General features: G+C 68.7%; 16 protein-coding genes and 1 pseudogene. 12 read left to right on the forward strand and 5 right to left on the reverse strand.

The annotated features are described in order from the left end of the window. Positions 1-25: 25 nt before the first annotated feature. Positions 26-2,497: an asparagine synthase-related protein gene (locus ACQEU8_RS35125; RefSeq protein ID WP_433108404.1), complete on the reverse strand. Its 2,472-nt coding sequence runs from the start codon at positions 2,495-2,497 to the stop codon at positions 26-28. Positions 2,498-3,799: 1,302 nt separating this feature from the next. Between ACQEU8_RS35125 and ACQEU8_RS35130 the strand changes: the two genes are divergently transcribed. The 7 genes from ACQEU8_RS35130 (at position 3,800) to ACQEU8_RS35160 (ending at position 12,746) form a co-directional block, all read left to right on the forward strand. Next, the gene (locus ACQEU8_RS35130; protein WP_433108406.1) at positions 3,800-5,338 is read left to right on the forward strand and encodes a sporulation protein; all 1,539 of its coding nucleotides are present in this window, start codon (positions 3,800-3,802) and stop codon (positions 5,336-5,338) included. Between the two features lie 152 nt (positions 5,339-5,490). Continuing rightward, positions 5,491-6,735, forward strand: coding sequence for an L-2-hydroxyglutarate oxidase (gene lhgO, locus ACQEU8_RS35135; protein WP_433108949.1), 1,245 nt, complete (start codon positions 5,491-5,493; stop codon positions 6,733-6,735). Positions 6,736-6,994: 259 nt separating this feature from the next. Next, positions 6,995-7,732, forward strand: coding sequence for a tRNA (guanosine(46)-N7)-methyltransferase TrmB (trmB, locus tag ACQEU8_RS35140; RefSeq protein ID WP_433108951.1), 738 nt, complete (start codon positions 6,995-6,997; stop codon positions 7,730-7,732). 878 nt (positions 7,733-8,610) lie between these two features. Continuing rightward, the gene (locus ACQEU8_RS35145; RefSeq protein ID WP_433108408.1) at positions 8,611-9,837 is read left to right on the forward strand and encodes a PrsW family intramembrane metalloprotease; all 1,227 of its coding nucleotides are present in this window, start codon (positions 8,611-8,613) and stop codon (positions 9,835-9,837) included. 136 nt (positions 9,838-9,973) lie between these two features. Further along, on the forward strand, positions 9,974-10,429 hold the full coding sequence (locus ACQEU8_RS35150) for a very short patch repair endonuclease (RefSeq protein ID WP_433108410.1): 456 nt from the start codon (positions 9,974-9,976) through the stop codon (positions 10,427-10,429). After that, the gene (locus tag ACQEU8_RS35155) at positions 10,426-11,433 is read left to right on the forward strand and encodes a DNA cytosine methyltransferase (RefSeq protein ID WP_433108412.1); all 1,008 of its coding nucleotides are present in this window, start codon (positions 10,426-10,428) and stop codon (positions 11,431-11,433) included. The genes ACQEU8_RS35150 and ACQEU8_RS35155 overlap by 4 nt, the downstream gene beginning before the upstream one ends. Then, complete coding sequence (locus tag ACQEU8_RS35160) at positions 11,430-12,746, forward strand: DNA cytosine methyltransferase (protein WP_433108414.1); 1,317 nt, start codon at positions 11,430-11,432, stop codon at positions 12,744-12,746. The genes ACQEU8_RS35155 and ACQEU8_RS35160 overlap by 4 nt, the downstream gene beginning before the upstream one ends. Here ACQEU8_RS35160 and ACQEU8_RS35165 read toward each other — a convergent pair. The 4 genes and pseudogenes from ACQEU8_RS35165 to ACQEU8_RS35180 all read right to left on the reverse strand — a co-directional run. Continuing rightward, the gene (locus ACQEU8_RS35165) at positions 12,715-13,602 is read right to left on the reverse strand and encodes a DUF6339 family protein (RefSeq protein ID WP_433108416.1); all 888 of its coding nucleotides are present in this window, start codon (positions 13,600-13,602) and stop codon (positions 12,715-12,717) included. The genes ACQEU8_RS35160 and ACQEU8_RS35165 overlap by 32 nt on opposite strands. Continuing rightward, positions 13,599-14,594, reverse strand: coding sequence for a hypothetical protein (locus tag ACQEU8_RS35170; RefSeq protein WP_433108418.1), 996 nt, complete (start codon positions 14,592-14,594; stop codon positions 13,599-13,601). The genes ACQEU8_RS35165 and ACQEU8_RS35170 overlap by 4 nt, the downstream gene beginning before the upstream one ends. Beyond that, entirely contained in the window at positions 14,591-16,693 is a 2,103-nt protein-coding gene (locus ACQEU8_RS35175; RefSeq protein ID WP_433108953.1) for a transcriptional regulator, read from the reverse strand. Before ACQEU8_RS35175 ends, ACQEU8_RS35170 begins: the two co-directional genes overlap by 4 nt. 258 nt (positions 16,694-16,951) lie before the next feature. Further along, positions 16,952-18,181: pseudogene (locus ACQEU8_RS35180) on the reverse strand (sigma-70 family RNA polymerase sigma factor); the annotation flags it as partial. 151 nt (positions 18,182-18,332) lie between these two features. On the opposite strand from ACQEU8_RS35180, the gene ACQEU8_RS35185 reads away from it, so the two are divergent. The 5 genes from ACQEU8_RS35185 to ACQEU8_RS35205 all read left to right on the forward strand — a co-directional run bounded on the left by ACQEU8_RS35185 (position 18,333) and on the right by ACQEU8_RS35205 (position 26,713). Further along, a complete protein-coding gene (locus tag ACQEU8_RS35185) occupies positions 18,333-19,949 on the forward strand; it encodes an NERD domain-containing protein (protein WP_433108420.1) in 1,617 nt (538 codons plus the stop codon). After that, complete coding sequence (locus tag ACQEU8_RS35190) at positions 19,946-23,110, forward strand: helicase-related protein (RefSeq protein ID WP_433108422.1); 3,165 nt, start codon at positions 19,946-19,948, stop codon at positions 23,108-23,110. Before ACQEU8_RS35185 ends, ACQEU8_RS35190 begins: the two co-directional genes overlap by 4 nt. Before the next feature lie 5 nt (positions 23,111-23,115). Then, positions 23,116-25,008 (forward strand): DrmB family protein, encoded by a 1,893-nt coding sequence (gene drmB, locus ACQEU8_RS35195; RefSeq protein WP_433108955.1) that lies wholly within the window; start codon positions 23,116-23,118, stop codon positions 25,006-25,008. Beyond that, positions 25,005-26,108, forward strand: a complete 1,104-nt coding sequence (locus ACQEU8_RS35200; protein WP_433108424.1) for an ATP-binding domain-containing protein — start codon at positions 25,005-25,007, stop codon at positions 26,106-26,108. Before drmB ends, ACQEU8_RS35200 begins: the two co-directional genes overlap by 4 nt. 167 nt (positions 26,109-26,275) lie before the next feature. Then, complete coding sequence (locus tag ACQEU8_RS35205) at positions 26,276-26,713, forward strand: PPOX class F420-dependent oxidoreductase (protein ID WP_433108426.1); 438 nt, start codon at positions 26,276-26,278, stop codon at positions 26,711-26,713. Positions 26,714-26,726: the final 13 nt, after the last annotated feature.

Below are 26,726 nucleotides of genomic sequence, written 5' to 3' on the forward strand. Positions count from 1 at the left end.
TAACCCCGCAACCGCGCCCCCCGAATCACCCCCCAGTAGGCGGGAGGATCCGCTCGTAGCGGGCGTCCGGGTGCACGCCCGCCGCGGCGGCGCGGTGGCGGGGCGCGGCCGAGCCGGTCCAGCACGTGCCGCGCCGGGCGAGCAGGCGGCCCAGCCACAGCTCCATGGAGACCAGATCGGCGATGCCCTCGACGGGCAGCTGCTCGCCCCTGGCCACCCGCTGGATGGCCTGGCGTACGACGCGGGCCTCCACCAGTCCGGCCTCGGCCAGCAGCGGCGCACGGAAGAGCTCCAGCAGCTGTTCGGCGGCCAGCCGAACGCCCGCGCGGAGGGCGGCGTGCTGGGTGGCATGGGTGGGGGCGCCCCAGCCGGGAGGGAGCTCGTGCACGCCCGCACCGGCGAGTGCCGCGCGCAGTATGGAGGCGCGCGCCCCTGGGCGTACGCGGAGTGCTTCGGGCAGCTCCCGTGCGGCACGGACAACTTGGTTGTCGAAGAACGGGGCGTGCAGCCGCTGGTTGCGAATCTCCGCGGCCTGTTCGAAGACGCGGTGGTCGGTGGCGGCCCGGGCGAGCGCTGCCCGTGCCCGCCGTTCGCCCGGGCGTTCGACGGACGGCCGGGCCTGTGCTGCTGCCTCCAGCCGCAGCGAGACCTCCGCCAGCGCCTCCCCCGTCAGCCAGCGCGCCGCCGGTCCTGGACGGCACCAAGTGAGCGCGGCGACGGAGGCGTCCACCGCGCTTTCGCCGCCCTCCGGATACGGCGCGAAGGCGGCAGCCGTGAACGAGCTGTCCCGCAACTGCGCCGCCGTCTCCACCACTCCGTCGCGGTAGGGCGTACGGGCCAGCCTGCGCGCCGCCCGGTAGATGGTGACGGGCACCAGCAGTGAGCGCCCTGCGACCTGGCCGCCGGACTGCCCCTCGGCGCGGGCCAACGCGGCGACGGGCCGCACCAGATGGCGGCGGCGCCGGTCCAGCAGCAGGTCGGCCAGCCGGGCCGGATGCGCGTCGATGACCTGGCGGGCGCCCGACCCGAGGAAATGGTCGGCGCTGCCTGCCGAGAGGCGGTGCCGGTGGCGTTCCGCGGTCACCAGGGAAGGGCCGGGCTCGTCCGTGAGGGGGCCGTTCTCCAGGTCCGCGTAGGGCAGCGTCTCCTCGCTGCCGGTCACCACGACATGGCGCAGCCGCGGGTTCTCCGCGATGGTGTGCGCCCGCTCCAGCTCCGCGAGATGGCTGTCGGCGCCCGCGGTGCCGTGCGGGTCGGCCGCGGTGCCGGCTGGGTTCGCGGCGCTGCTGAGGGTGAGGTCGTTGTAGGTGACCGCCAGCAGCCGCTCGCCCGCGCTTGCCGCGCCGGAGCCGAAGACGGTGCCGGGCGTGCCGGGCAGCCCGGCGGCCAGCAGCGCGAGGGTGCCGGACGCGGGCCCGCCGGACAGGTCGGAACCGACGCCGGGCGCCGGACCGCCACGCGCCCGCTGCCGGTCGGCGGGGCCCATGCCGGGCACCGGGCCCGGATCGCGTACGTCGAAATCGTGTTCGGCCGCATGGCGGGGCGCGGTGAGCCGGGCCCGTACGGCGTCCACGAGCGCGTCCCGCACGCCCGCGACCGCCGCCTCCGGGTCGACGGGCGGGGCGCCGACGACGAGCGAGGCGGACGACTCATAGCTGGCGACCTCCCGGCTGCCGCCGTCCCGCACGATCAGCGCGTGCCCCGGCGGCACCCGCCGCACCCCGCGGTAGGGAGTGCCCTCGCCGAGCGCTTCGGCCGCATCCGGGCAGGCCAGCAGCGCGGCCAGGTGCCCGAAGTCCAGTTCGGCCTCGATGAGATCGGCGAGCGGCAGCGCGGCGGTCGCATAGGCGGTACCGCCCGCCCAGGGGGCGTGGAAAACGGGCCGGGCACCCGCGAGGTCGGCGGCGATGGTGATACGGCGGCCCACACAGGCGACCGCGGTGTAGCTGCCGGGCCACGCGGTCAGATGGCGAAACGCTCCGCCACGCGCGGCGACCAGCCCGAGGCGCAGCTCGTCGTCGCTGGCACCGCAACAGCCGAGCACCGCGAGCCTGTTACCCGGTTGGGCCTCGACGACACGGATCTCGTCGGGCCGCCAGTCGCCGACAGCCCACAGCGGATCGGGACCGCTCCACAGCACCTGCGCGCCGACGGGCTGCAGGACACCGGCACTCCCGTCGGGGATGTGCGCGGTGTGCGGGGCGTGGCCGTAGGGGCCGTAGGAGTCCCGCGGGTCGTGAGAGGTGTACGCGTTCCCGGAGTTGTACGGGTCCCGGGAGGCGCCCCCTGAGTTGTACGAGTCCCGGGAGCTGTACGCGTCATGAGGGTGGTCGTACGGGCGGTGCGGGTCATGGGAGTCGCGCCGGGCGTTGTACGAGTCGCCGTAGGCGTCGGCGGAACCGGCCGCCGTGCGGCTTCCGTTGGCGGTGCTGCGGGTGGGTCCGCGGCGGCGGTCGGGCGTTGCCGCGGCGCTGCTCCACCCCACCAACCAACGCATCGCCGCCTGCCTTCGCGTCACTCCGCCGCTGTCTGCCGCACCAGGCGGGCGCCCGGGGCGGCGGGGCCTGCCGCCCCGGAAACCGCTGCCGTTGCGGCTATGGTGCCACGAGAGTGGCGCGCAGGAGGCGTGTAAGGGGCGCATACCTCAGCTCGGTACGCCGCCCCCTTCGCACCGGCCAGCGCCCCTGGGACTCGGTTGCGAGGCCCTGGAGTTGCCGGATCGGCAGCGGCATATACCACTGGCGTCCGCACCCGGCACCGCACACGCGACCGATGTCATTCGGCCAAATATGAACGGCCTTCGCGGCTCCGTGACAGCTGTCTTGACCCCTCGCCACGCAACGGCGAACGGGCGGCGTACCGAAGGCAACCGGGGCGAGCGCGACAGCCGGGCACGATCCGCACGGGCCGTGCGAGCGGAGCGCGCGGCGGCGTCGCACACGCGGGGCACAGAAGCATGGGAGGGAGCACACGGCAAGCGGCGTTCCGGACGTGGCCGCGTCCGACGCCGGCAGCACGGCCGCAGCCGCGGCGCTCCAGTGCGGCCCTCCCCGGGCACGGGCAGGGCGCGGCGCCGGGTCGGCAGCACTTGGGCGCGGCACGCATCGTGCTGCGCAGCTCCCCATACCGGGACGGCGAGTTACGGCGGTACGGCTGCCGCGCGGGCGCTCGCCGGCGATCTCCGTACCTTTGCCGTTACCGACGGAAAGGCCACGTCCGCCCCGGTGCCGCGGCCCTTCCGCGCTCTGTCGCGCGGGCTCCACGAGGGACGCCCGCGACACGTCCGCGCAGCACACCCGACGGGGGGTGCCGCGCCTCGAATCTCGTTCCGGCCCCGCCTCGTTGCCGGGCCGGGAGGGGCGTTGCGCACCTCCCGGCCCAGACCGCCGCCCGCGGGGAATGAGACGGCGGTGTCCCCCAGCCCACTGATCCTGAGCAGCGGGCCGACCCACGCGACTCCCATCGAACCCCTCCCCCCTTCGTGTCGGGCAGGCGCATGGGTGGGCGCACGGCCACACACCCGGGGCACAGCGACCGGCTCGGGAGAAGTCGTACGTCCCGCGGACGTCGCGCACGATTCCAGCCGCCCCGCGCGGGGCAGTATGGGGGTGGCACGTGACCCCCGCACGTACAGGCGTACGGACATAGATCCCGCCATCCGGCATGACACCTCTTAACGGTCGGGATGCGGCGAACTACGCTGTGTTCGCAGTGCTTTCCGCGCCGCGCAGTGCGCAGTGACGGGAGGGGGCCCCGCGCCAGAGCCGCGGGGCGGTCGTCGGTGTGGTCAGGGGTGCGCATGTCCAGGGAGTCACGCGGGCCGAATGAGAAGCTCGGCACCGTCCTCGCCCTCGCAGGAATCAGCAACGCCGGACTCGCCCGACGGGTCAACGATCTGGGGGCCCAACGCGGCCTCACTCTTCGGTACGACAAGACGTCGGTGGCCCGCTGGGTGTCGAAGGGGATGGTGCCGCAAGGAGCGGCGCCCCACCTCATCGCGGCTGCCATCGGCAGCAAGCTCGGCCGTCCGGTGCCGCTGCACGAGATCGGCCTCGCGGACGCCGATCCGACCCCCGAGGTCGGGCTGGCCTTCCCGCGTGACGTCGGGGCCGCCGTCAAGTCGGCCACCGACCTCTACCGCCTCGATCTGGCCGGGCGGCGCGGCGGCGGCAGCATCTGGCAGTCCCTCGCCGGCTCGTTCGCGGTGAGCGCCTATGCCACCCCGGCGTCGCGCTGGCTCATAACCCCGGCCGACAGTTCGGTCGCCCGCCATGTCGAGTATCTCGAGGGGGCGAACCCGTCCGCCGACGGGGCCAGAGCGGAACTCGGGGCCAACGGCGCGCTCGCCGCGTTCGCCGAAGGGCGGCTGCGCGAGGGCCGGGACGGGCGGGACGCGGAAGCGGACGGGGTCGGCACCCCGCTGCGCGTCGGGCACACCGATGTGTCCAAGCTGCGCGAGGCCGCGGACGAGGCACGCCGCTGGGACTCCAAGTACGGCGGCGGGGACTGGCGTTCGTCCATGGTCCCCGAGTGCCTGCGGGTGGACGCCGCGCCGCTGCTGCTGGGCGCCTACACCGACGAGGTGGGCCGCTCCCTCTTCGGCGCGACAGCCGAACTGACCCGGCTCGCCGGATGGATGGCGTTCGACACCGGGCAGCAGGAGGCCGCGCAGCGGTACTACATCCAGGCGCTGCGGTTGGCCCGCGCCGCCGCCGATGTACCCCTGGGCGGTTACGTCCTCGCCTCGATGTCGCTCCAGGCGACCTACCGGGGCTTCGCCGACGAGGGCGTCGATCTCGCGCAGGCCGCGCTGGAGCGGAACCGGGGGCTGGCCACCGCCAGGACGATGAGCTTCTTCCAGCTCGTCGAGGCCCGGGCCCACGCCAAGGCGAACGACGCACAGGCGTGCGCCGCCGCGCTGTCGGCGGCCGAGAGCTGGCTGGAGCGTGCACGGGAGGGCGACGCCGACCCCTCGTGGCTCGACTTCTACTCCTACGACCGGCTCGCGGCCGACGCCGCCGAGTGCTACCGCGATCTGAAGGCGCCGCGCCAGGTGCGCCGGTTCACCGAGAAGGCGCTGTCCCAGCCGAAGGAGGAGTTCGTCCGCTCGCACGGGCTGCGGCTGGTCGTCTCCGCCGTCGCCGAACTGGAGTCGGGCAATCTGGACGCGGCCTGCGCCGCCGGGGTCCGCGCCGTGGAAGTCGCCGGCCGTATCTCCTCCGCGCGCACCACGGAGTACGTCCGCGATCTGCTGCACCGCCTGGAGCCGTACGGGGACGAGCCTCGCGTCGCCGAGCTGCGCGAGCGCGCCCGGCCGCTGCTGGTGGCCCCGGCGTGAGGGGTGCCGGTTGGTCGCGAGAGGTGCCGGTAGGTCGTGAGGGCTGAGGGAGGCCGGTGGGTCGTGAGCGGGGCGGACGGGCCGTGAGCAGGGCAGCTCGGTGAGGTATGAGTCGGGAGGCAGCTGAGTCCGGGAGGCGAAGGCAGTTCATGATGGGGGACGTGTCCTCGACGTCCGGAAGACTCGACTGCGACGTGCTCGTGATCGGCGCGGGCATCGTCGGCCTGTCCACCGCCCATGCCCTCACCCGCCGGGCGCCCGGCACCCGGGTCACCGTCCTGGAGAAGGAGCCCGGCCCGGCGCGCCACCAGACCGGGCGGAACAGCGGCGTGATCCACAGCGGCATCTACTATCCGCCCGGCTCCCTCAAGGCCCGGTTCGCGCTCAAGGGCGCGGCCGAGATGGTGAAGTTCTGTGCGGAATATGGCATTCCGCACCAGGTCACCGGAAAGCTGATCGTCGCCACCGAGCACCAGGAGCTGCCCCGTCTGCACGCCCTCATCCAACGCGGCAGACAGCACGGCATCCCGGTGCGGGAACTGGGCCCCGCACAGATCGCGGAGCATGAGCCGCATGTACGGGGCCTCGCGGCCATCCATGTGGGGACGACGGGCGTGGCCGACTTCGTCGCCGTCGCCGACCGGCTCGCCGAGCTGGCGCAGGACGCGGGTGCCGAGGTGCGGTACGGCGCCGCGGGCCGGGTCACCGCGATCGACCGCCGCCCGGGGCGCGGGGTCGCCGTCCGTACGGCGGACGGGGCGGTGGTGCGGGCGCGCGCCCTGGTCAACTGCGCCGGGCTGCACTGCGACAGCATCGCCCGACTTGCCGGAGACACCCCACAGGCCCGCATTTTTCCGTTCCGCGGGGAATATTCCGAACTGGCGCCGGAGCGGGAACAGCTGGTGCGGGGGCTCGTCTATCCCGTACCCGATCCGGCGTTCCCCTTCCTGGGCGTCCATCTGACCCGCGGCGTACACGGCGGCGTGCACGTCGGCCCGAACGCCGTCCCGGCGCTGGCGCGGGAGGGCTACGCGTGGCGGACCGTACGCCCCGCCGAGCTGGCCAGGCTCCTCACCCATCCGGGGACCTGGCGGATAGCCGGGCGCCACTGGCGCTACGGAGCGGGCGAGGTGCGGCGCTCGCTCTCCCGCCCGGCGTTCACCGCCGCCGTACAGCGCCTGCTGCCCGAGGTGACGGCCGCCGACCTGCGCCCCGCGCCCGCCGGGGTACGGGCCCAGGCCGTACTGCGGGACGGGACGCTCGTGGACGACTTCCTCTTCGCCGAGGGGCCGCACACCATCCATGTCCTCAACGCACCCTCGCCGGCGGCGACGGCGTCGCTGCCCATCGGGAGGGAGATCGCGCGGAGGGCGGCGGGAGCGCTGGGAGAGGGCTGACGGGCGGTTCGCGACTTGCGGGGTCGGCCGCTGATGGGGGCCGTCCCCTTACGGTGAGGCGGACGACGCCGCACACCGCCGCCCGCAACGTCCCCCGTAAAATTGAAGCATCGTGTCCGAAAGCAAAGACTTCCCTCAGAGTGACGATCCCACCCGCGACGCGGTCGGCCTGGCAGGACCCGGCGACGACCGGAAGGACGCTGATGACGGCCCGCAGCGAGTTGATGACGCCCATGTCGGACAAGGGCCGGCTCCGCGGATGATGGCGCGGATGTTCCCGCCGGGGTCCGGGCCCTCGCCCGACCCGGCCGGATCGCACCACGAGCGCCGTATCCGCAGCTTCCAGCCCCGTCGCAGCCGGGTCACCAAGGGCCAGCGTGCGGCGCTGGAGCGGCTGTGGCCCCGCTGGGGGTTCGACGTGGACGGGCTGCGCAAGCTCGACCTCGGCGAGCTGTTCGGCGACCCGGAGCTGCCCGTCGTGCTGGAGATCGGCTTCGGCATGGGCGAGGCCACGGCCCGGATGGCAGCCGCCGACCCGGCCACCGGCGTACTCGCCGTGGACGTCCACACTCCCGGCCAGGGCAATCTGCTGCGCCTCGCCGACGAGCAGGGCCTCACCAACGTACGGGTGGGCAACGGTGACGCGATCATCCTGCTGCGGGAGATGCTCGCCCCCGACTCGCTCTCCGGGCTGCGGATCTACTTCCCCGACCCGTGGCCGAAGGCCCGCCACCACAAGCGGCGGCTGCTCCAGCCCGAGTTCCTCGACCTGGCGGCCGGGCCGCTGCGGTCGGGCGCGCTCGTGCACTGCGCCACGGACTGGGAGGACTACGCGGAGCAGATGCTGGAGGTGCTCAGCGCACACCCGGCGTACGAGAACACCCAGCCGGACGGCGGTTTCGCGCCCCGTCCCGAGAACCGTCCGCTGACCCGGTTCGAGGAGCAGGGCCTGGACAAGGGGCACAAGGTGCGGGACCTGCTCTTCAGGCGGCGCTGAGGGGGTCGCTTCATACGGCGCGGGGCCGCCTCCCCAGGTTGCGCTGAGGCGGTCGCTTCACGCGGCGCCGGGACCGCCTCCTCAGGCGGCGCTGGGGCGCGCGGTCCCCGGTGGCCGAGGGGCGACGGCCGCCCGGCGGCGGTTGTGCCGGTGACGCAGCATGCGTCACCCACACTGGTTACTGTCGATGGGTGCATGACGAGGCAACCGGCGCCCCCGGCGCGCCACCGAACCCGAGGACGCCCGGGCCCTACAGCGGCCCCGCGCCCGTCCCGCCCGCGCCTTCCGGTCGGCCGGAGAGCCCCCAGGACCGGGTACCGGAGACGGAACGGGGTGCTCCGCACCCCCAGGGCGACCCGCAGTCGGCAGCCCAGCCCGAGCCCGGACGAACGCCCCCGCCGATCCCGGCCCCCATGCACGGCCAGGCGATGCCGGCGCCCATACACGAACCGGTGATGCCCGCGCCCACGCAGGATCCGGCACCGGCGAACCCGTACGCATCCGCGAATCCCTATGCGCCGGCGGATCCGAGCGCACCCGCGACGCCCAGCGTGCCCGCGAACTCGTACGCACCCGCGAGCCCGAACGCACACACGGATCCGTACGCGCAAACGCCCCAGCCACAGGGCGCATCAGTGGACGCGTCTCCGTATGCGTCCACGCCGCCGTCCACGCCCCCACCGCCGTACGGCTTCACGCCTCATCGCCAGGCACCTGCGGGCACCCCGCGACCGCCCGGGCCCGGGGCCGTTCCTTCGGCGGCTCCGCACTACCCGGAGGTGGGTGCCGTATCGGCACAGTCGGCCCGGGTCCAGCCGCCCTCGGCGGAAGGGTGGCGCGCCCCGGTGAAGGGTGCTGGGCCCGCCGGGCAGGAGGGTGTGCCGACGCATCCGGTGCCGTCCTGGTGGCAGCGCAACCAGCGAACCCTGCGCGCCGCAGCGGTGATCGTGCTGCTCGCGCTGTGCGGGCTGATGATTCTGGCGCTCGTACGCGAACAGACGGGTACGCAGGGCCTGCTGGTCGGATTCGGGCTGGCACTCTTTCCGGTACCGCTGCTGCTGGCCGCGTTCCGCTGGCTGACGGCGCCGCTGCCCATACCCTGGCGCTCCCATCTGTTCGCCTTCGCGTGGGGGGCGTGTGCGGCGACGCTGGTGGCGCTGCTCGCCAACGGCTTTGCCACCAACTGGCTGGCCTCGTCCGTCGTCGTCGACTCACCGGACCAGGCGGACACGCTGGGCGCCACCGTCATCGCCCCCGTCGTCGAGGAGACGACCAAGGCGGGGGCGATCCTGCTGCTCTTCCTCTTCCGCCGCCGACACCTCGACAGCGTCGTCTCCGGGATAGCCGCGGCCGGTATCACCGCCGCCGGCTTCGCGTTCACGGAGAACATCCTCTATCTCGGCACCGCGTACGGGGAGGACACGGTGCTGGATCCGGAGAGCCTCTCCGGCTCGGCGACGGTCGGCACGTTCCTCATCCGCATCATCCTCGCGCCCTTCGCGCATCCGCTGTTCACCGCGATGACGGGGATAGCGTTCGGCATGCTCGCGGGCCTGTCGCGGCGACGGCGCGTCCTGCGCTGGGTGCTGCCGCTGCTGGGCTGGTTCACCGCTGTGCTGCTGCACGCGATATGGAACGGCTCGGCGTCCTTCGCCAACTACACCTTCCTCGCCGTGTACGGCCTCTTCATGATCCCGGTGTTCGGCGCGCTGACATGGCTGGCCATCTGGTCACGGCTGTACGAGCTGCGCGTCGTACGGGACACCCTGCCCGCGTACGCCGCCGCGGGCTGGTTCAGCGAACCGGAACCCTGGTCCCTCTCCTCGATGCGGGCCCGTTCCATGGCCCGCGCGATGGCCCGCCGCAGCCACGGCCCGGAGGCGGCCCGCACCGTCGCCGCCTACCAGCACGACGCCACCGCCCTCGCCCTCCTCCGCGCCCGCGCCGACAACGGCGCCACCGCCCCCGACTTCGCCGCCCGCGAGCACGAGCTCCTACAACACCTCTGGACCAACCGCCCCCTGGCCGCACCCCCCACCACCAGCGCCGCCCTGGCCCTGAGCCGCCCGTCGACGCCGCGCTGGGCGGGGTATCCGGGGCGGTGAGCGCCTTCCGAGTGCCTTTCGTGCCGGCGCGCAGATGTCTGTCGGATATGACCACTCAGCGCAAGGTACCGATCAGCGGAACGTGATGTCATCGAGGACGGAACGTGATGTCACCGAGGAGTAGGACAATGGGGCAATGCGTTCCGCAATCCCCTCCAGCGACGACGTCTCGGCCCGGATGAGCCGACAGGCCAACGAGGACACGAGTGCCGAGCGGGCGGTACGGAAGCTCCTCCACGCGTCCGGATACCGCTACCGGACCCACTATCCGGTTCCTGGTATGCGCAGGCGCAAGATCGACATCGCGTTCACGCGCGCGAGGTTGGCCGTCCTCATCGACGGGTGCTTCTGGCACGGCTGTCCGGAGCACGCCACCAGCCCCAGGGCGAACGCGGAATGGTGGCGACAGAAGCTCGATCGCAACATGGAGCGGGACCAGGAGACGAACGCACACCTGATGTCACAGGGGTGGACTGTGCTGCGCTTCTGGGAACACGAGTCGCCAGAAGCCGTCATGCGTCAGGTGGCCGCAGCCGTCGAGCGGGAAAAGGCAAGCAGACGGACACGACTGCAAAGGGGCGGGGGCCGATGAGCGGGTTGCGATTCGTCGACGTGTGCGCGGGGGCGGGTGGATTGTCCCTGGGACTGGAGCAGGCCGGCTTCGAGCCCGTGCTGCTTCTGGACAAGAAGCCGGTGGCATGCGAAACGCTGCGAACGAACCGCCCTGGGTGGCAGGTTCTGGAGATGGATCTGCTGGACTTCTCGCCTTCGCGGCACCAGGAGGTCTATGACGTCGACCTGCTGTCGGCCGGACTGCCCCGTGTGAAGTCCAGCGCGACCGTGGCCCGGTCCGATTCCGACGCCGAACTGCGCTTGCTGGAGGCGACCGTCTATCTGGCGCATGCCGTCCAGCCCCGGATCCTGGTCATCGAGAACGTACCGGAGCTGGTGGACGCCTCCGCCTTCGAGCCCATACGCGACTTCATCCGCAAGGAACTGGATCATCTCGGCTACCGGCTCAGGTGGTTCGTCCTGAATGCGGCCGATTTCGGGGTGCCGCAGAACCGTAGGCAAGGACTGCTCGTCGCGCTCAAGAGGCGACACTTCGATGCCTTCCATCCGCCGAGGCGGACAGTCGCCGAACATCTCTCGGTCGGACAGGCGCTGCGCCGCTCGATGGCCACGCGCGGCTGGCGGGACGCCGACCGGTGGGCAGCCCAAGCTCTCGACGTTGCACCGACTTTGGTCGGCGGGTCGGACAGGCGAGGAGGCGCGGATCTGGGGTTGAAGGGGACGAAGAAGGCCTGGGCCAGGATGGGAGTCGACGGAGGCACCGTTGCCGACGACGTTCCCGGCCCGGACTTCGTCTGGGATCCGGGGCAGGGCCGGGACGGGATGGTCCGGATCACCACCGAACAAGCCGCCATCCTGCAAGGCTTTCCGACCGACTGGACATTCGCCGGGAAGAAGACGGCCCGCTATCGCCAGATAGGACACGCTTCCCCGCCACCGGTCGGCCGGGCGCTCGGGCTGGCGATCCGGGCCGCTTTGACGGCATCCGAACCCCCCGTCGACGGATACACTCCAGCCTCATGAACAGCCCAGGAACGCACGTTCACCACCTCGACGAAGTACGCATTCTGGACCTCTTCGCCGGCCCCGGTGGACTCGACGTGGCCGCACACTTCCTGGGCTACAAGAGCATCGGCATCGAGTGGGACCACAATGCGTGCGAGACGCGCTACGCGGCGGGCTTGCCGACGATCCACGCCGATGTGAGCGTCATGCGCGAGACCCGATTCGACGAGATCCCCACCTCGGTCGATGTGCTCGCCGGGGGACCGCCTTGTCAGTCCTTCTCGGTCGCGGGCAACGGTGCCGGCCGTCGCGCACTGGAAACGGTGAAGGAATTCATCCACCGCCTTGTGGACGGGGAGGACGAAGCCGAGATCGACAGGGATCTGCACGCCCTCGGCGATTCACGCACCGCCTTGGTCCTGGAGCCTTTGCGCTGGCTCCTCAAAGCCATTGAGACGGACGGTCGTGACCCGTACAAGGTGATCGTCCTGGAGCAGGTCCCAGAGGTCCTGCCCCTCTGGGAGGTCTACGCGAAACTTCTCCGCGGCGGCGAGGGAAGGCTCAGGGGCGTCAAATACGAGGCAGAGTGCTGGAAGTTGAAGACCGAGCAGTTCGGCGTGCCACAGACCCGGAAACGCGCCGTACTCGTCGCCCGACTACCCGGGCACGGAGCCATTCGACCTCCGGAAGCAACTCACCTGCCCTTTGATCTGCTTCGCGGCAAACGCAGTGCCGTTCAGCCGGACATGTTGCCGACGGAAACGGTGAGTTCCGGCCCTCAGAAGCGCTGGATCTCCATGGGGGAAGCCCTCGATACGGCGAGCCGGATGGAGGGTTCGCCGGTGGACGTGTCGCGGCTCCGCACGAACGGCAGCCTGGATTTCTTCGTCGTCTCCAACTACGGCTCCGGAGGCGATCCGAAGAACCGGGGCCGACGCCTGTCCTGCGAGCCCGCCTTCACGGTCACCGGGAAGATCTCCCGAAACAAGGTGTACAAGAGTCTCGCGGAGTACGAGGCGGAGAACTCGGACCGTTTCACCATCCCCGAGTCGGGAGTGCTTCAGACCTTCCCGCACAATTTCCCGTGGTCCGGAAACGACCAGGCCCAGCAGGTCGGCAATGCCGTGCCCCCACGTCTTGGCATGCATGTGCTCGGCCGGGCATTGCGCGGGATGGCGCCCTCGGACGACGAGTTGGCAGCCGCGAGCACTTGGCCGAGCGTGCCCCGGGCCACCACGGAAGAACTGCGCCGACTCGGGTGCGGCGATCGGAGTCAGTGCCCTCCGGATTCCCACAAGGTCATTCGGCCTCGTGGGGAGTCCGGCCCCTGACCGGCGCATCCGCGAAAAGCTCCACGAAGTGACCGACCAACCTCTCGACCGACTCCGGCCGCGCGGGCTCCTCCTCCGGCCCTTCCGGTAGCTGGTTCCTGGGCGACGGCAGGGCTGATTCGGCTCCCGCGATCCAGTCGCGCAGCGGCTCCCCGTCGCGCTCCACATCGGGAGCGAGGACGTCGTACATCAGGGTCGCCGCAGCGGCGTTGACTGCGGATGTCAGCGCATTCACCTCCCGCCCAGTGCGCACCATCCCTCGCTCCATCAGCCTGACGAGAGCCAACGCGGTGGGGCGGTGATCGATGACATCCAGCCGAAGTGCGGAGTTGAGCATGTCCTGGCTGCCGCAGGTCACCACGGCAGGTCGGTAGTCCGAGCCGTCCCGGAAGAGTTCGGCCGCCCACCAGAGTCGGGCGAACGCCTGCTTGTAGTGCGATCCGACGAACCTGTCGCGGGCGACACGCGCCGGGGAACCGCTCTTGTTCGGTTCGGACAGGTGCCGCCAGACGACATAGTCCGGGGCCACGCCGAGGGCGAGGTACGTCCAGAACCGCTTGTCGGCTGCTTCCTTGCGGGTCAATCGCAGAGTCTCGTGCAGGCGTGGGGCCAGCCACGCGTCCGCTGCGGTGGGGCGCTCGGCCCGGAACCTGGTCAACGCGTCGTCTATCAGATCCCGGACCCGGTGCAGCTGCCATCGCGCATCGTCGCCCAGCATCGGCTCGGCGACTTTGTTCAGCGCGATGGAAGGGACGTCCTCACGTCCTTCGAGCACTCCTGTGGTGAGGTATTCGGCGGCCTGCACGTCGGAGAGCAGAGCAAGCTGTTCCGGCAGGTGCTCGGGGCGGGAAGTCACGCGGGATTCTCCTGGTCGAGTCGTGCGATGTCACGGACGGTGTCGGCCAACTCTTTCGGGAGCTCGGCACGGCGGGCCGCCGCGTACTGAATACGCGGTTGCAGGTCCGTCCAACTCCCCTCGCCGATACGGCGGAAGTGCACTTCCCGGAGCGCGTCGTCCTCCGACCGTCCGGGAAAGATGTCCGGGAGCATCTCCCGGAGTACGGCACCGCGCCAGTCGGCCGGGAAGAGCGGCGTCCCGTCCTCCTCGATCTCCAGGTCGCCGATTGCCGTGTGGAAGACCGCGACCCACACATCGGCACACATCTGGGCCATCAACAATTTGCCGACGACCTTCTCGGTTTCCGTGCCCTCGGCTTCCACGAGCCCCACGAGGCCCTCGAAGTCCGAATTCAGACGGACGGCAGGAAGCCGCCCCGAGGTGTCCACGACCCACGGTGCGTCCCGGAAGTCGCGCAACCACTCGGCACCACGGGCGAAACTCACCGTGGTGACGTCGAGTTCGCGATCCCTGCGTGGAGCGTCGGCTGTCACATCGATCAGCCATTCACGCTCGGTGAAGGCGATGATCCGCCCGGGCACCCCTCCGACCGTGGCGACCACGTACACAACGAGTGAGGCGCGATCCATGTGATCGTTCCGGTCGAGTTCGATCTCCCCGAGCCATTCCCCACGGCCGGCTTCCGCGGCCGGTTCCAACCAGGCGACCGTGCGTGCGTTGGTGGCACCCTCGGTCAGTACGGCGACGACCGAGATGTCGGACCAGTGGCCCTTCTTCTCGATCTCACGGATGGGAAGAGTCGCCGCCAGGGACAGCCGTGCGGTCTGCCAGTCGTGGCGTTCGGCCATGCCGAGCGCCACGACCTGATCGACAACCGAGTACCCCTTGGAGTCCAGCTGTTCGCGCGAGTCACCGGGACCACGGAGCCGCACCGCCGTGACTCGTGCCGTCACCTCACCAGTCGGCCGAGGGTAGGGATACGCCCTCACGCGATGTTCTCCTTGCTCTCCTGGAGTTCGACAACGAGGCTGGTCATCGAGGCCCGCGTGGAATGGGTGGACACATCGGTGACCCCTTTGAAGACGGCACGACGGGCTCCCGGCGCGAAGCGCAGCACGCCGTCGACCAGTTCACAGTTGCTGACGGCGACGAGTTCGGCCCACTTGACCACCGGACGAGGACCGGACCGGACCTCCAGCTTGGCGACGGGGTTCATGTGCCACGGCCCGCCCATGGAGGGCACCTTGACCTCGCCGGTGACCTGCCATGCGCCCGAGGAAGCGATCACCGCCTCCAAGTCGTCCAGTTCCGGAGGCGTCATTGTGCCCCTGACCTTGCCGGTTCGCTTGCCCTTGCCCGACAGCTTGAGCCGGTTGCTGACCTTCTTCGTGCCGCTCGGCTTCTTCTCCTTGGGCAGCGCCACCAGCGCGTGCACGGCTCTGTTCGTCTCCGCCGTCAGGGCCGAGATGCGCCGATGGGCCGAGGGCGTGTAGCGCATCCTCAACTCCTCGGTCTGGCCCCACTTGTTGTGCTCGGGTGGCTCGGAGGATCGCAGGAATTCCTCGGCCTCGTCCGCGAACGGCGCGTCGTCCCCGGCCGCGCGGCCCGCGAGCAGCACCGCTTGGAACGGGTTGGTCCCCACCGGGAGGTTGGGCACCAAACTCGTCTTGACCGTCATACGGTTGCCTCGCATGGCGGTCACCTGATTGATCCTGCCGTCCGCGTCCGTGGCCTCGGTGACCAGGAGAACCGCCCGGTGCTCGCCGGCTGTGTCCGTGAGACCGTCCCTCGCGGGCAACTTCAACGGCACGGTCACGCACGCCACCTGGCCGGCCTCCTTGAGCCGATCCACCGTGGTGCCGCTCAGGAATGCCTCAAGAGCACGCGAGCGGGCGGGTTGATGGACATGCGGATCGACCCGCTCCTCCGCGATGTGCTCCACGCCGTTGCGCAGCGTCCGCACCGATGCCTCCAGCAGGGGCTCCCGCTCGCCTCCGGCTGTCATCGCGGCCCAGAAGTTGCGACCCAGCGCCCGAACCAGCCTGTGGTGCATGCGCTCCAGGCTGTCCTCGTCGTCACCGACGTCGCCCTCGTGGGTTCGGCCGGCCTCCAGGCTGGCCACGTCGTGCGCTCCGACGATCAGGAAGGAAGTGCCGGGATCACCGTCCTCACGGGTGAGGTGCAGGCTCGCGACCGTCTCCTCGTCAGCCCACCACGAGCGGACGACTTCCGTGTTCTCCGCCTCGTCGTCCGGCCGCCCCAGCCAGGCGGGGCCTGCGTACCTCCTGCCGCCCACTTCCCGCCACGGCAGATCGAGGCGCCCGATCACCCGGCGCTCCGTCCGCCCCTCGTGGGGGCGGGAGAGCTTGGAATTCATGAGGACGAGGCCGAGTCGGCTGGTGGCCCACAGCGTGGCCTTTCCGAGGCCGTAGGATCCCCCGGCCGACGCATCGGACTTGCGGCTGTCCAGTTGTCGCCGCACCACAGCGGCGAATCGACCGTCCTCGTAGTCGTCGCCGGTCAGCCCGTTGGCGTTGTAGTCGTCGACGCGAAGCAGCACCAGTCGATCCCGCTCGTACATCTCCCGCAGGCCGGCGCCGATCACTCGTCCGACCTTCTGGTCCTGCGCGGCAGCCGCCTCGAAGTGCGGTTGGAGATCGGCCCAGCGGATCGCCTCACGGAACCGGGCAAGAGCTTCGCCGGTGAGTTCGTGCAGGGTGTAACGGACTCGGACGGGACGGTCGTTCGTCCTGTTCCGCTCGTCGAGGCTGTTCTGCGTCGCCTCACGGGCCAGCACCTCGAGATCGGCCTCGAAGGCGAAGGCCGCCGCGTTTCCGAACTCGCGGCCTCCGTCGTCGTGTGCGGGACGGTGGTACCAGACGGCTGCGGTCTTCCCGTTTTCGCTCTGCCGCTCCGTACCCACTGGGGAACCTTGTCCGGTTTCGTCCGCCTCGCCGAACATCTGCCGGAGCTCGACCAAAAGTTCATCACGGGGCTCGGCGCGGTGGGCGAGCCAGGCTTCGACCGGAGCCCGTGTCACTCCCAGCCGGCGTGCGAGTTCGGCTTCGTCCATCTCGTGTGCCTGCATCCGCTCGGCCAACCACCGGCCGAACTCCGTCTCGTTCGAGGCCACCCTTTCCTCTCTTCCGTCGGAACTGCTGGCTGTATCCGGTGCGTTGACATTCCTGGCAGGCCTCGGCTTGTCCATTCCCGTTTTTCCACGCCTCCCCGGGCGACTGTGAGGTCCGGACCTCACGACGACCATCTCCTTGCCTCTTCGCACGACCTTCACGTCATGCCGTGGGGCACCGCCCTCCTGAGGCTGCTCACACACACAGGAACGGAGTTGCTCCAGCGCGCGCTTCTCCAACTGACGAATACGCTCACGCGTGAGCCCGAACTTCCTGCCGATTTCATCCAACGTCCAGTTCGTTCCGTCGACGAATCCATAACGCAGCCGCAAGATTTCTCGGGTTCGCTCCGTGAAAGCACACGCATCGAACAGCTGAAACAATTCCTCGCGCTCGAATTCCTGCCGCAGCACCTGTTCAGGCCCCGGCACCGGGTGTGACTCGTCGACGACCAGGTCCCCGAGCGTGATGTCCTCCCCCACCGGGTGTTCCAGCGAAAGAACCGGCCGATGCATCAAGGGAAGGTACCGCTTCACCTTTTTGGGCTCCAGCTCGCACGCCAGAGCCAGATCGTCCAGGTTGGGGGTCTCACCCTTCTCAAGACGAGCCCGCTCCGCTTTTCGCAATCTGTTCACGTCTTCCCAGACGTGGACCGGGAGTCGGATGAGCGAGCCTTCGTTCGCGATCGCTCGAGAAATACTTTGCCGAATCCACCAGGTCGCGTAGGTGGAGAATTTGTACCCCATTGATACGTCGAATTTCTCCACGGCACGCATTACTCCGATCACGCCCCACTGCGCGAGATCGTCGTGCATGGGGCTTCCCTGCGGGTGCCCCATGCCGAGCACAATCTTGTGAACGAGCCGCTGGTTGTGGGCAACCATCGCGCTCATGGCCCGATACGCCTCACTGTCCGGTGACAGCGTCGCCAAATACCCTTCGGGTATCGGCTCCGAGACCTCTCTCGACCCTCGGAACAGCAGGCAGAGCCCCACTTCCTCTTCGGCCTTCAACACCCGCTGTTGGTTCAACCTCCTCCGGTCGACCTCGAGCAGAGCCCGAGCGGCGCGGCGAGCGCTCTCCGAGGCATCGACGTCCGGCGTTCCTCCCTGCCGCTTCCGGTCCAGGACTTCCGCTTCCTCCTCGGGGAAGTCCGACCAGTCGGGAAGCTCGTCGGGTTCCGTCCGAAGGTCGAGGTCGATGTCCTGGCTCGATGCGAACTCATCCTCGGCCTCGACCCGTTCGTCGTGCACCTCCGACGCGGCCACGGCTTCGCACAGGGCCTGCGTCTGCTGATCGTCGAGACGTGCGGCCCTCATCACCTGTCTGACAGCCGTGCGACGGTCGAGCCCTTCGTCGGTGAATCGACGTATGAGCCGTACGAGCAGCTCGCGACCGGCCTCCGTCATCCGTCCCCCGGCCGTATCGCCCTGCTCCGTTGTCATCGATCTCCCGCCCCCGCACCGCTACTTGGTCCACCGGTAAGTCCATCATTGGTGAGCCGTCCCTGCCAGCGCTTCCCCGCCAGGAGGCGCGCCGGCGGACACCGGAACTTTGTATTTTGAGGGCACGTTGGCGTGGCCGTGGGGAGAGTGGATGCGCATCATTCCGAGCGAGATCTCGAGCAAGACCAAGAGCAAGGCGGAGCGCGATGTGTTCGCCGCGTTGAAGGCGATCCCCGACGACCAGAGCGTCGCCCTGCACACGGTCCACCTCCCCAAACACCACAAGAAGCGGGTCGGCGAGATCGACTTCGTGCTCATCACGCCCGACATGCTGCTCTTCATCGAGGTCAAGGGCGGCCGGGTCGTCCAGCGCGACGGCAAGTGGTATTACGGGCCGCCCGGTCGGGAGGACCGTAAGGAGGAGAGCCCCTGGGAGCAGGCCAACGGGGGCATGCACGAGTTCGAGAGGGAGATCGGCAACCTGGTCGGCAACCTGAGAAGCCAGGGCGTCCTCGGCGGGTACCTGGTGATCACGCCGGATGTGGACATTCCCCGTATGACCCACTACGAGCCCGAGCAGTATCTGGGCAGCACCGCGTGGGACGGCGGGCGCGGCTTGGCTCGAGGGATCGAAAGAGCCACCCGCCACTGGCGGTCGCAGAACAAGTGGGCCGGCCCCATCCCCTCCTCCCTTCGCAAGAAGATGCTGGAGGCCATTCGACCGGACTTCGACCTGGTGCCGAACGTTCGAGCCCGGTTGACGGACCTCGAAGTCACCTTCGAACGTCTCACCAGTGAACAGCTCGAAAAGCTCGACGAGTTCGAGGCCAACAAACGACTCATCCTCACCGGTGGCGCGGGAACGGGCAAAACGTTCCTGGCCGCCGAGGCGGCGCGCCGCGGATCCGCCCACGGCAGCGTTCTGTTCACCTGCGCCAGCACCACGTTGGCCACCCACATGGAGCGCATCCTCGCCGACAAGGCAATAGCCGTCCTGCCCTACGAGCGGCTGGACGAAGTTCGGGGGCGCGTCTTCGATCAACTGATCGTGGACGAGGCGCAGGATCTGATGAACCTCGATTCTCTCCTCGGCACTCTCGAGCCCTTGGTCTCGGGTGGCCTCGCCAAGGGGCGTTGGATCTTCATGCTGGACCCGAACAACCAGGTACTGACCCCGGACGCCTACGATCCCGAGGCCTGGGAGTACGTGTCCGATCTGGGTTTCGTCGTCGGCCCCTTGAAGCGCAACTGCCGCAACACCACGCAGATCGTCCATCAGGTCCGCTCCTACACCGGTGCCGACCTGGGCATCGCATCGGCGGGCGAGGGGGAAAAGGTTCGCTTTCCCACCGTGCAGGACCCGCAGGGCGAGGCAGCAGCTCTCGATGCCTACGTCGACGACCTCCTGGCCGAGGGTGTCTCCCCGGAGGAGATCACGCTGCTGTCCGTCTCCGGCGACTGGGACACGAGCTCGGCTCGGCTGTCCGGAAGGGCCTCCAAGATCCAGCGATTCACCGACGTGGTCGGGACCGACAACAAGAAGCGACGGCTCATCTGGTCCTCCGTCGCCGACTTCAAGGGCCACGAGAACCACATCGTCTGTTTGATCGATCTCGAACCCGCCCATCTCGAAGGTCGCCTCGACGCGATCTATGTCGCCTGGACGCGAGCGCGGTCCCAGCTGTGGGTCGCCTGCCGCCCCGGCACCCGCGACGTGCTGAAGCACCTGGGCATCGCCGTGCTGAAGGGGGAGGCAGAGCCCGTATGAACGACGCGGACAAACTGCTCTCCGATCACCGCGACGAGTTCGTGACCTACCTCCGCGACCAGTTGGTGGGTCCTGCCGGCGGCGAGGACGAAATCCTCGTCGACCCCCCGGACCGTCGCTACCTGATGGGCACGCTGTATCCCCGAGGTGCCTCCCTGCCGGCGCACTCGCAGGAGGAGGGTGAGGAGGATTTCCACGAGGCGGCGGCCGGAAGCGGGGAGGAGGACGCCTTCGCGGACGATCCCGTGGCCGAGGCGAACGCGTGGCTCCCGTCGTCTCTCGGCTTCTCCTTCTTCACCGACGCCCAGCAGATCGAGGTGACGTGCGAGGCATCCCGCTATCTCACTCACCGTGAGGGAGGGCGGCGCAGTTGGCGCAGGCAGCCGCGGCTCGCCTCGAAGAAGGCTGTCGAGAAGGACAGCACAAGCCCGATCCCCGTGCTGGAGGGGCACGGTCGTCTCCACGTCCGATGGCGTCCTTACGGTGCGGGGCATCTTGTGACGTGCGTACTGGCGAACGCGCACGACGAGGAGGAGAGCACGCGCAAGGACCGCGACCTGATGCTCTTCCAGGCCGACCTGAGCGCCAGGACCGTCGGTGGGACGATCCTCGAATATCCGAGCACGCGTCTCAACAGCCGTGACGAGGAGGAGCAGGAACTCCGCGTCCAATACCGGCACATCGTGACCAGGGCCGTGGGACACGGATGCGCTGTCGAGTGGGAAGACGCGCCCGCGCCGGTCACCACCGTGCGAGCCCAGGTCATGCCCCGGCAAGTGGTCGAGCACATCAAGCCGGACGGGCCCCGGAATCTCCCCGTGCTCCGGCTCGCCCACCTCTCGCGGTCGGACCTCCCCGCGGACCAGCTCGGCGCCGAACTGCGCTCGTTCGTCGACGGCTATCGCACCTGGTACGACGCCCAGCGCCTGGAGGCGGCCTCCCTCAAGCCGTGGGCCGCCGCGCCCGCCGCACGCATCCTCGACCGGATCGAGAGCGCGGTCGACCGCATGACGTCCGGCATCGATGCCCTCACGGCATCGACCCCCGCAGGCGCCAAGGCACGCGAAGCATTCCGCCTCGCCAACCGCGCGATGGCACTCCAGATGCTGCACAGCCGCCCGGAGCTGGCGGGCAGCCGACGGACCAGGAAGAGCGATGTCGTCGAACTGAGCGAGCCTCCTGACGACTACGCCTGGCATCCTTTCCAGCTCGCATATTTCCTGCTCGTGGTCGAGGGCCTGATGAACCCCGAACACGAGGACCGGGAGACGGTCGATCTCATCTGGTTCCCCACCGGCGGCGGCAAGACGGAGGCATACCTCCTCACCGCGTGCTTCGAGATCCTCTGGCGCCGGCTGCGGTTCGGAGCGGAAGGTGGCGGCACAGCCGTACTGAGTCGCTACACGCTGAGTCTGCTCACCACGCAACAGTTCCAGCGCACGGCGACCGCCGTCTGCGCGCTGGAATACATGAGGCAGGGATACGACGGACCGCTCGCCCACAGCTTGGGGGAGGAGCCCATCTCCATCGGGCTCTGGGTGGGCAAGGAGACGACACCGAACAGGATCTCCGAGGCGCAGAACGAGCTTTCCAGCCTGAAGCAGTTGAACTCGCCCGACGACCGGTTCCTACTGGAACGTTGTCCCTGGTGCGGAACCGAGATCGTCCCGGAACGGCAGGGCTCGGAGAAGGATTTCGGGATCGTGGCGGACGGCGTGACCACGGGATTCTTCTGTCCGCGCGACACCTGTGTGTTCCACAAGCGGTTGCCGGTGTCCGTCGTGGACGAGGAGATCTACCGGGAGCCGCCCACCTTCGTGCTCGGCACCGTGGACAAGTTCGCGCGGCTGGCGTGGGAATCGGAGGCCGGAAGCCTCTTCGGCAGAAGGGACGGCAAGCGCCCTCCCTCGCTGGTGATCCAGGACGAGTTGCACTTGTTGGCCGGCCCCCTGGGAACGACGGTCGGCCTGTACGAATCGGCCATTCTCGAACTGTGCACCCGGAACGGCACCGCGCCGAAGGTCATCGCATCGACGGCGACAATCCGCCGCTCGCAGGACCAGATCCGCAGCCTCTACGGTCGCCCCGCACAGCTCTTCCCGCCGCCCGGCATCAAGGCCGGCCACTCCTACTTCGCCTCGCCCGACACGGACAAGCCCGGACGTCTGTATGTCGGTGTCATGGCACAAGGCCACACCGCTTCGACCTCGACGGTTCATGTGGGAGCCGCGGCCTTGCAGGCACCGCAGGAGATCTGCGACGACGACACCACGCGCGACGCCTATTGGACCGCGGTCGCCTACCACAACAGTCTGCGTGAGCTGGGACGTACCGTCACGATCGCTCGGGACGACATTCCCGCCCGCCTCGAGCATCTGACGAAGGACGACTCCCTGCGACGCAAGCTGGACGACGACTCGGTTGTCGAACTCACCAGCAACATCGCGCGGGCCGAGCAGCCACGGCTTCTCGAACGTCTCGGCAAGGGCTTCAAGGAACGCGGCAGCATCTCCTTCCTCGCCACGACCAACATGCTCTCCGTCGGGGTCGACGTCCCACGGCTCGGCCTCATGCTCATGAACGGCCAGCCCAAGACGACGTCGGAGTACATCCAGGCGACCAGCCGCGTCGGCCGTCGCCATGTCCCTGGCCTGATCGTCACGCTCTTCCGCTCGTCCAAACCGCGCGACCGGTCCCACTACGAGTCGTTCGGCGTCTACCACAGCTCGCTCTACCGGCACGTCGAGCCCACCAGCGTCACACCGTGGTCCATGCCCTCGCGCAAACGTGCCCTGCACGCGGTGCTCACCATTCTCGTACGACACGGGATCAAGGGCCTCAACTCGGAGAACAAGGCCGGGGAGATCCTCGGTCACATGGACGACGTCCGGCGGATTCGCGATCTGTTGGTGGATCATGTGCGCCGAGCCGATCCCGACGAGGCCGGTGCCGCGGCGGAACAGCTGGACACGCTGATCGAAGACTGGGAGCAGCAGGCCGAGATCGCGCGCGGCGACGGCACCCGTCTCTACTACCAGTCCCAGGGAAGGTCGTACGAAGCGCTTCTCACCGACTTCGGCAGACAAGACGGCATGTGGCCGACGCCTCAGTCGATGCGCAATGTCGACCGCGAGTGCCTTGTCGTCGTGAAGGGAACGTGACAGCAATGAAGGACGTTCGGCATAAAGTCCGCAGGTCACAGACCCTCGTTCCATTCGGCGTCGGCGGGATCATCGACCTGAGAGGCGAATCGTTCGTAGCCGCGGACACTCGGGGGTGGGCGGCGACAGCCGAAACAGTCGAAGCGCCCCGGCTCATCGCCAAGCTGCGTGTCGCCGGCCTCCGTTCGGCCCCTGTGATCCCCTCCGGCAAGGCCGCTCATGTGACCCGCTCGGGGCCCGTGTACGTACGGTTTCCCAAGTGGCTGTTCTGCCCCCAGTGCAGAAACATGCTGCGTTGGCGTTCGGACTACGAGGTACGGGGCAAGCAGCCGGCATGCCGCCGGTGCGCGGGCAACCCGCAGTTGGCTCCGATGCGTTTCATCCAGGTGTGCAGGGCGGGACATATGGCGGACATCGACTGGCGCCGGTGGGCCCATTCCAGGAGCGAGGGCCATTCTCAGCGCCAGTGCCAAGTCAATCGACTCCGATTCGTCGCGACCCCGGAATCGTCCGGACTGGAAGCCCTGCGTGTTCGCTGCGCCGTCTGCGGAGCGGGTCGCAGCCTGGCCGGACTCAGCCAGAAGGACATCCTCGGAAAGTCAGGTTTCCGGTGCCCGGGAACCCATCCCTGGGAATCGGAGTCCGATGAGGCGGAAGCCTGCGAGGAGACGCCGCAGGCGGTGCAGCGCGGAGCCTCGAATGTCTACTTCCCGATCACACACTCGGCGATCGACATCCCATCGCCCTCGGGATTCTCCGAGGACGACGAATTGGCCCAGAAGGTCATCAACGACAAGCTTTGGCCAATCCTCATAGGCGCGGAAAACGACCCCCTGGCGGACCAATACCGGAAGCTGATCGCCACGTCCTGCGAAGTTTCGGAGGACGTGGTGAAGTCCCTGGAACGTCGCCATGCCGCCGAGACCGCGTCGGTGTCTTTCGTGGCGGACGCCGACGACGATCTCAGCATCGCCGAGTGGGAAGCCTTTTCCGAGCCCGAATCCGTCGCCGATTCGAAGACCTTCTCCGTACGCCGGACCGACCTCGGGGTCGTTGACGAGGACCCCACCTCCATAAGGGAGTTGGCGGCGCGGATCTCGGCAGTTGTCGTCGCCGATCGCGTACGCGAGGTCCGTGCACTCGAAGGGTTTTCGCGGTACGAGCCCAGTTCCGGTGATGGCGAGGAGGGCGAGGGCGGGCGTGTCGTGTCCGTCAACACGCATGCGCCGGCCCAATGGTTGCCGGCCATTGAGATCTACGGCGAAGGGATCTTCATCGCAGTCGAAGAGGAACGTCTCAGGACGTGGGAGAGCATTCCGTCGGTCCGCGACAGAACGCTGGGGATCGAGAAGAATCTCGAGGCATCGCTCAAGGTCGATTGGCTGAGAGGGAAGACCGGCCCGAAACTCCTGCCCCGCTTTGTCATGCTCCACACCCTGGCGCATCATTTCATTCGCCAACTCTCCTATGACAGCGGCTACAACGCGGCCTCGCTGCGCGAACGCGTCTACGCGAGAAGCCACGCTCCGGGAAGTGGCCATCCGCCCCAGGCAGGGGTGTTCATCTACACGGCCGCCGGGGATGCCGAGGGGACGCTGGGCGGACTCGTCCGACAGGGGAAGCCGCCGAACCTCGTCGAGACATTGATTCGGCTGCTCGAGTCGGCACAGTGGTGTTCCCAGGATCCCCTCTGCGCCGACTCGACCGGCAGGTCTCTGGCGAACCTCAACCGTGCCGCCTGCCATGCGTGCACACTTCTCCCCGAGACGAGCTGCGAGATCGACAACTCTCTTTTGGACAGGACGCTGTTGATCGGCGACGGAGCCGTCCCCGGTTTCTTCGCCGGAGTCGTCCGTGCGGCATTGGAGGAATCGGCGGAAGCCGTCGATCTCTCATGAAGACTCCCTCTCTGCTCGATCTCGGAACCGAGCAGCACTCCGTCATCGATCTGCCATTCCGCGGAAGCCATGTCATCACCGGGGATCCCGGTTCGGGGAAAACCGTGACGGCCGTCTACCGCGCCTGGGCGCTGGCAACAATCGGACGCGAGGTCGCGCTCCTCACGCACTCCAATCTGCTGCATCAGTATCTCGCCCAAATGGCACCCGACCTCACGGAAGCCGTCCAGGTCACGACCGCCTACCGGTGGATCCGGGACTTCTGGAACGAGCACTTCGGTTCCGACCCGCCGAAGATCGATGATGAAGGGTGGTACCACGCGTGGGTCGAGATGCAGCAATCCTGCATCAACCAAAGGGTCACTTCGGCAGCGCACTTGGTGATCGACGAAGGCCAGAGGCTTCCTGTCGATTTCTACCGGTGGTGCCGCATACTCGGTGTCGAGGTCACAGTTTTCGCGGACGAGAAGCAGGAGATCGGTGACGACCAGAGCACCGTCTCAGAGATTCACAGGGAAATCGCCGCACAGGCTCCTCCTCTCGTCCTGCGGGGGAATCACCGGAACAGCCGGGAAATCGCGATGCTGGCATCCGAGTTCCATGAGGGCGCGGGCGATGAGGCACCCCTACCGCCGAAACGCGCGGGGCGTACACCGACGGTCCTCAAAGTGCCAACCTTGGATCATCTGGTCACTGGAATTTCTCAATATTTCTCTGCGCATCCGGAGCGAAGTATCGGGATCATCTGCCGGTCGACGCATTTGCAACGGGAGATCCAGAGCCGGTTCACGGAACTCGGGCTGGCCGCGCACACCCAAGCCTATGTACACAACGATCGGTATCGGAACGCCATCGACTTCTCCACCCGCCCCATCCGCATCGTCAGCACGAACAGCATGAAGGGGCTGGAATTCGACAGCGTTTTCGTGCCCGACCTGGACGCGTACACGGAGGACCCGACCGGCGTGGCCGCGCGCCTTCGCCTCTTCGTGCTCTGCACCCGTGCCCGCGAGGAGCTCCACCTCGCCCACCGTGGCCCCCAGGAGCCCGCAATCCTGTCCGACATCCCGGAAAACCTGTTGGCCCGACATGCCGGCTGACGTGCGGCCATCGCGATGCTCGGCCCCGGCCGACGAGCGTTGTTGATCGCCTGTGCCGTGTTTCCTGGAAGCGGCGGGGTGGATCGCAGATGACCGCGTCCTCAAGCGGCGTCATGGAGTATGGGCTTGCCCGTGTCTTTGAAGTCAGACAGCTTCAGGAGGACCCCATGAACAGGACCAGCGGTGATGAGTCCGCTTTGCTCAAGCTCTTGACGGAGTACAACCGCGGAGTGCTCGTCACGCTGCGGCGGGATGGGAGGCCGCAGCTTTCGAATGTCAATCACACCTTTGACCCGGACAAGCGGCTACTGCGGATCTCTGTCACCGCGGATCGGGCGAAGGCGCGGAATTTGGGGCGGGATGCGCGGGCCAGTTATCACGTGACCAGTGGGGATGGGTGGGCGTGGACGGTGGTGGATGGGGTGGCGGAGTTGACGCCTGTTGCGCGGGAGCCGCGGGATGAGACCGTCGAGGAGTTGGTCGAGGTCTACCGGGCGATCCGGGGTGAGCATCCGGACTGGGACGAGTACCGGGCCGCCATGGTGGCGGAGCGGCGGCAGGTGGTGCGGCTCAGCGTCACGCACGTGTACGGACAGCCGCAGTGACGCGGCGACGCTG

Source organism: Streptomyces sp. CA-250714, from assembly GCF_050936705.1.
Lineage (GTDB): Bacteria > Actinomycetota > Actinomycetes > Streptomycetales > Streptomycetaceae > Streptomyces.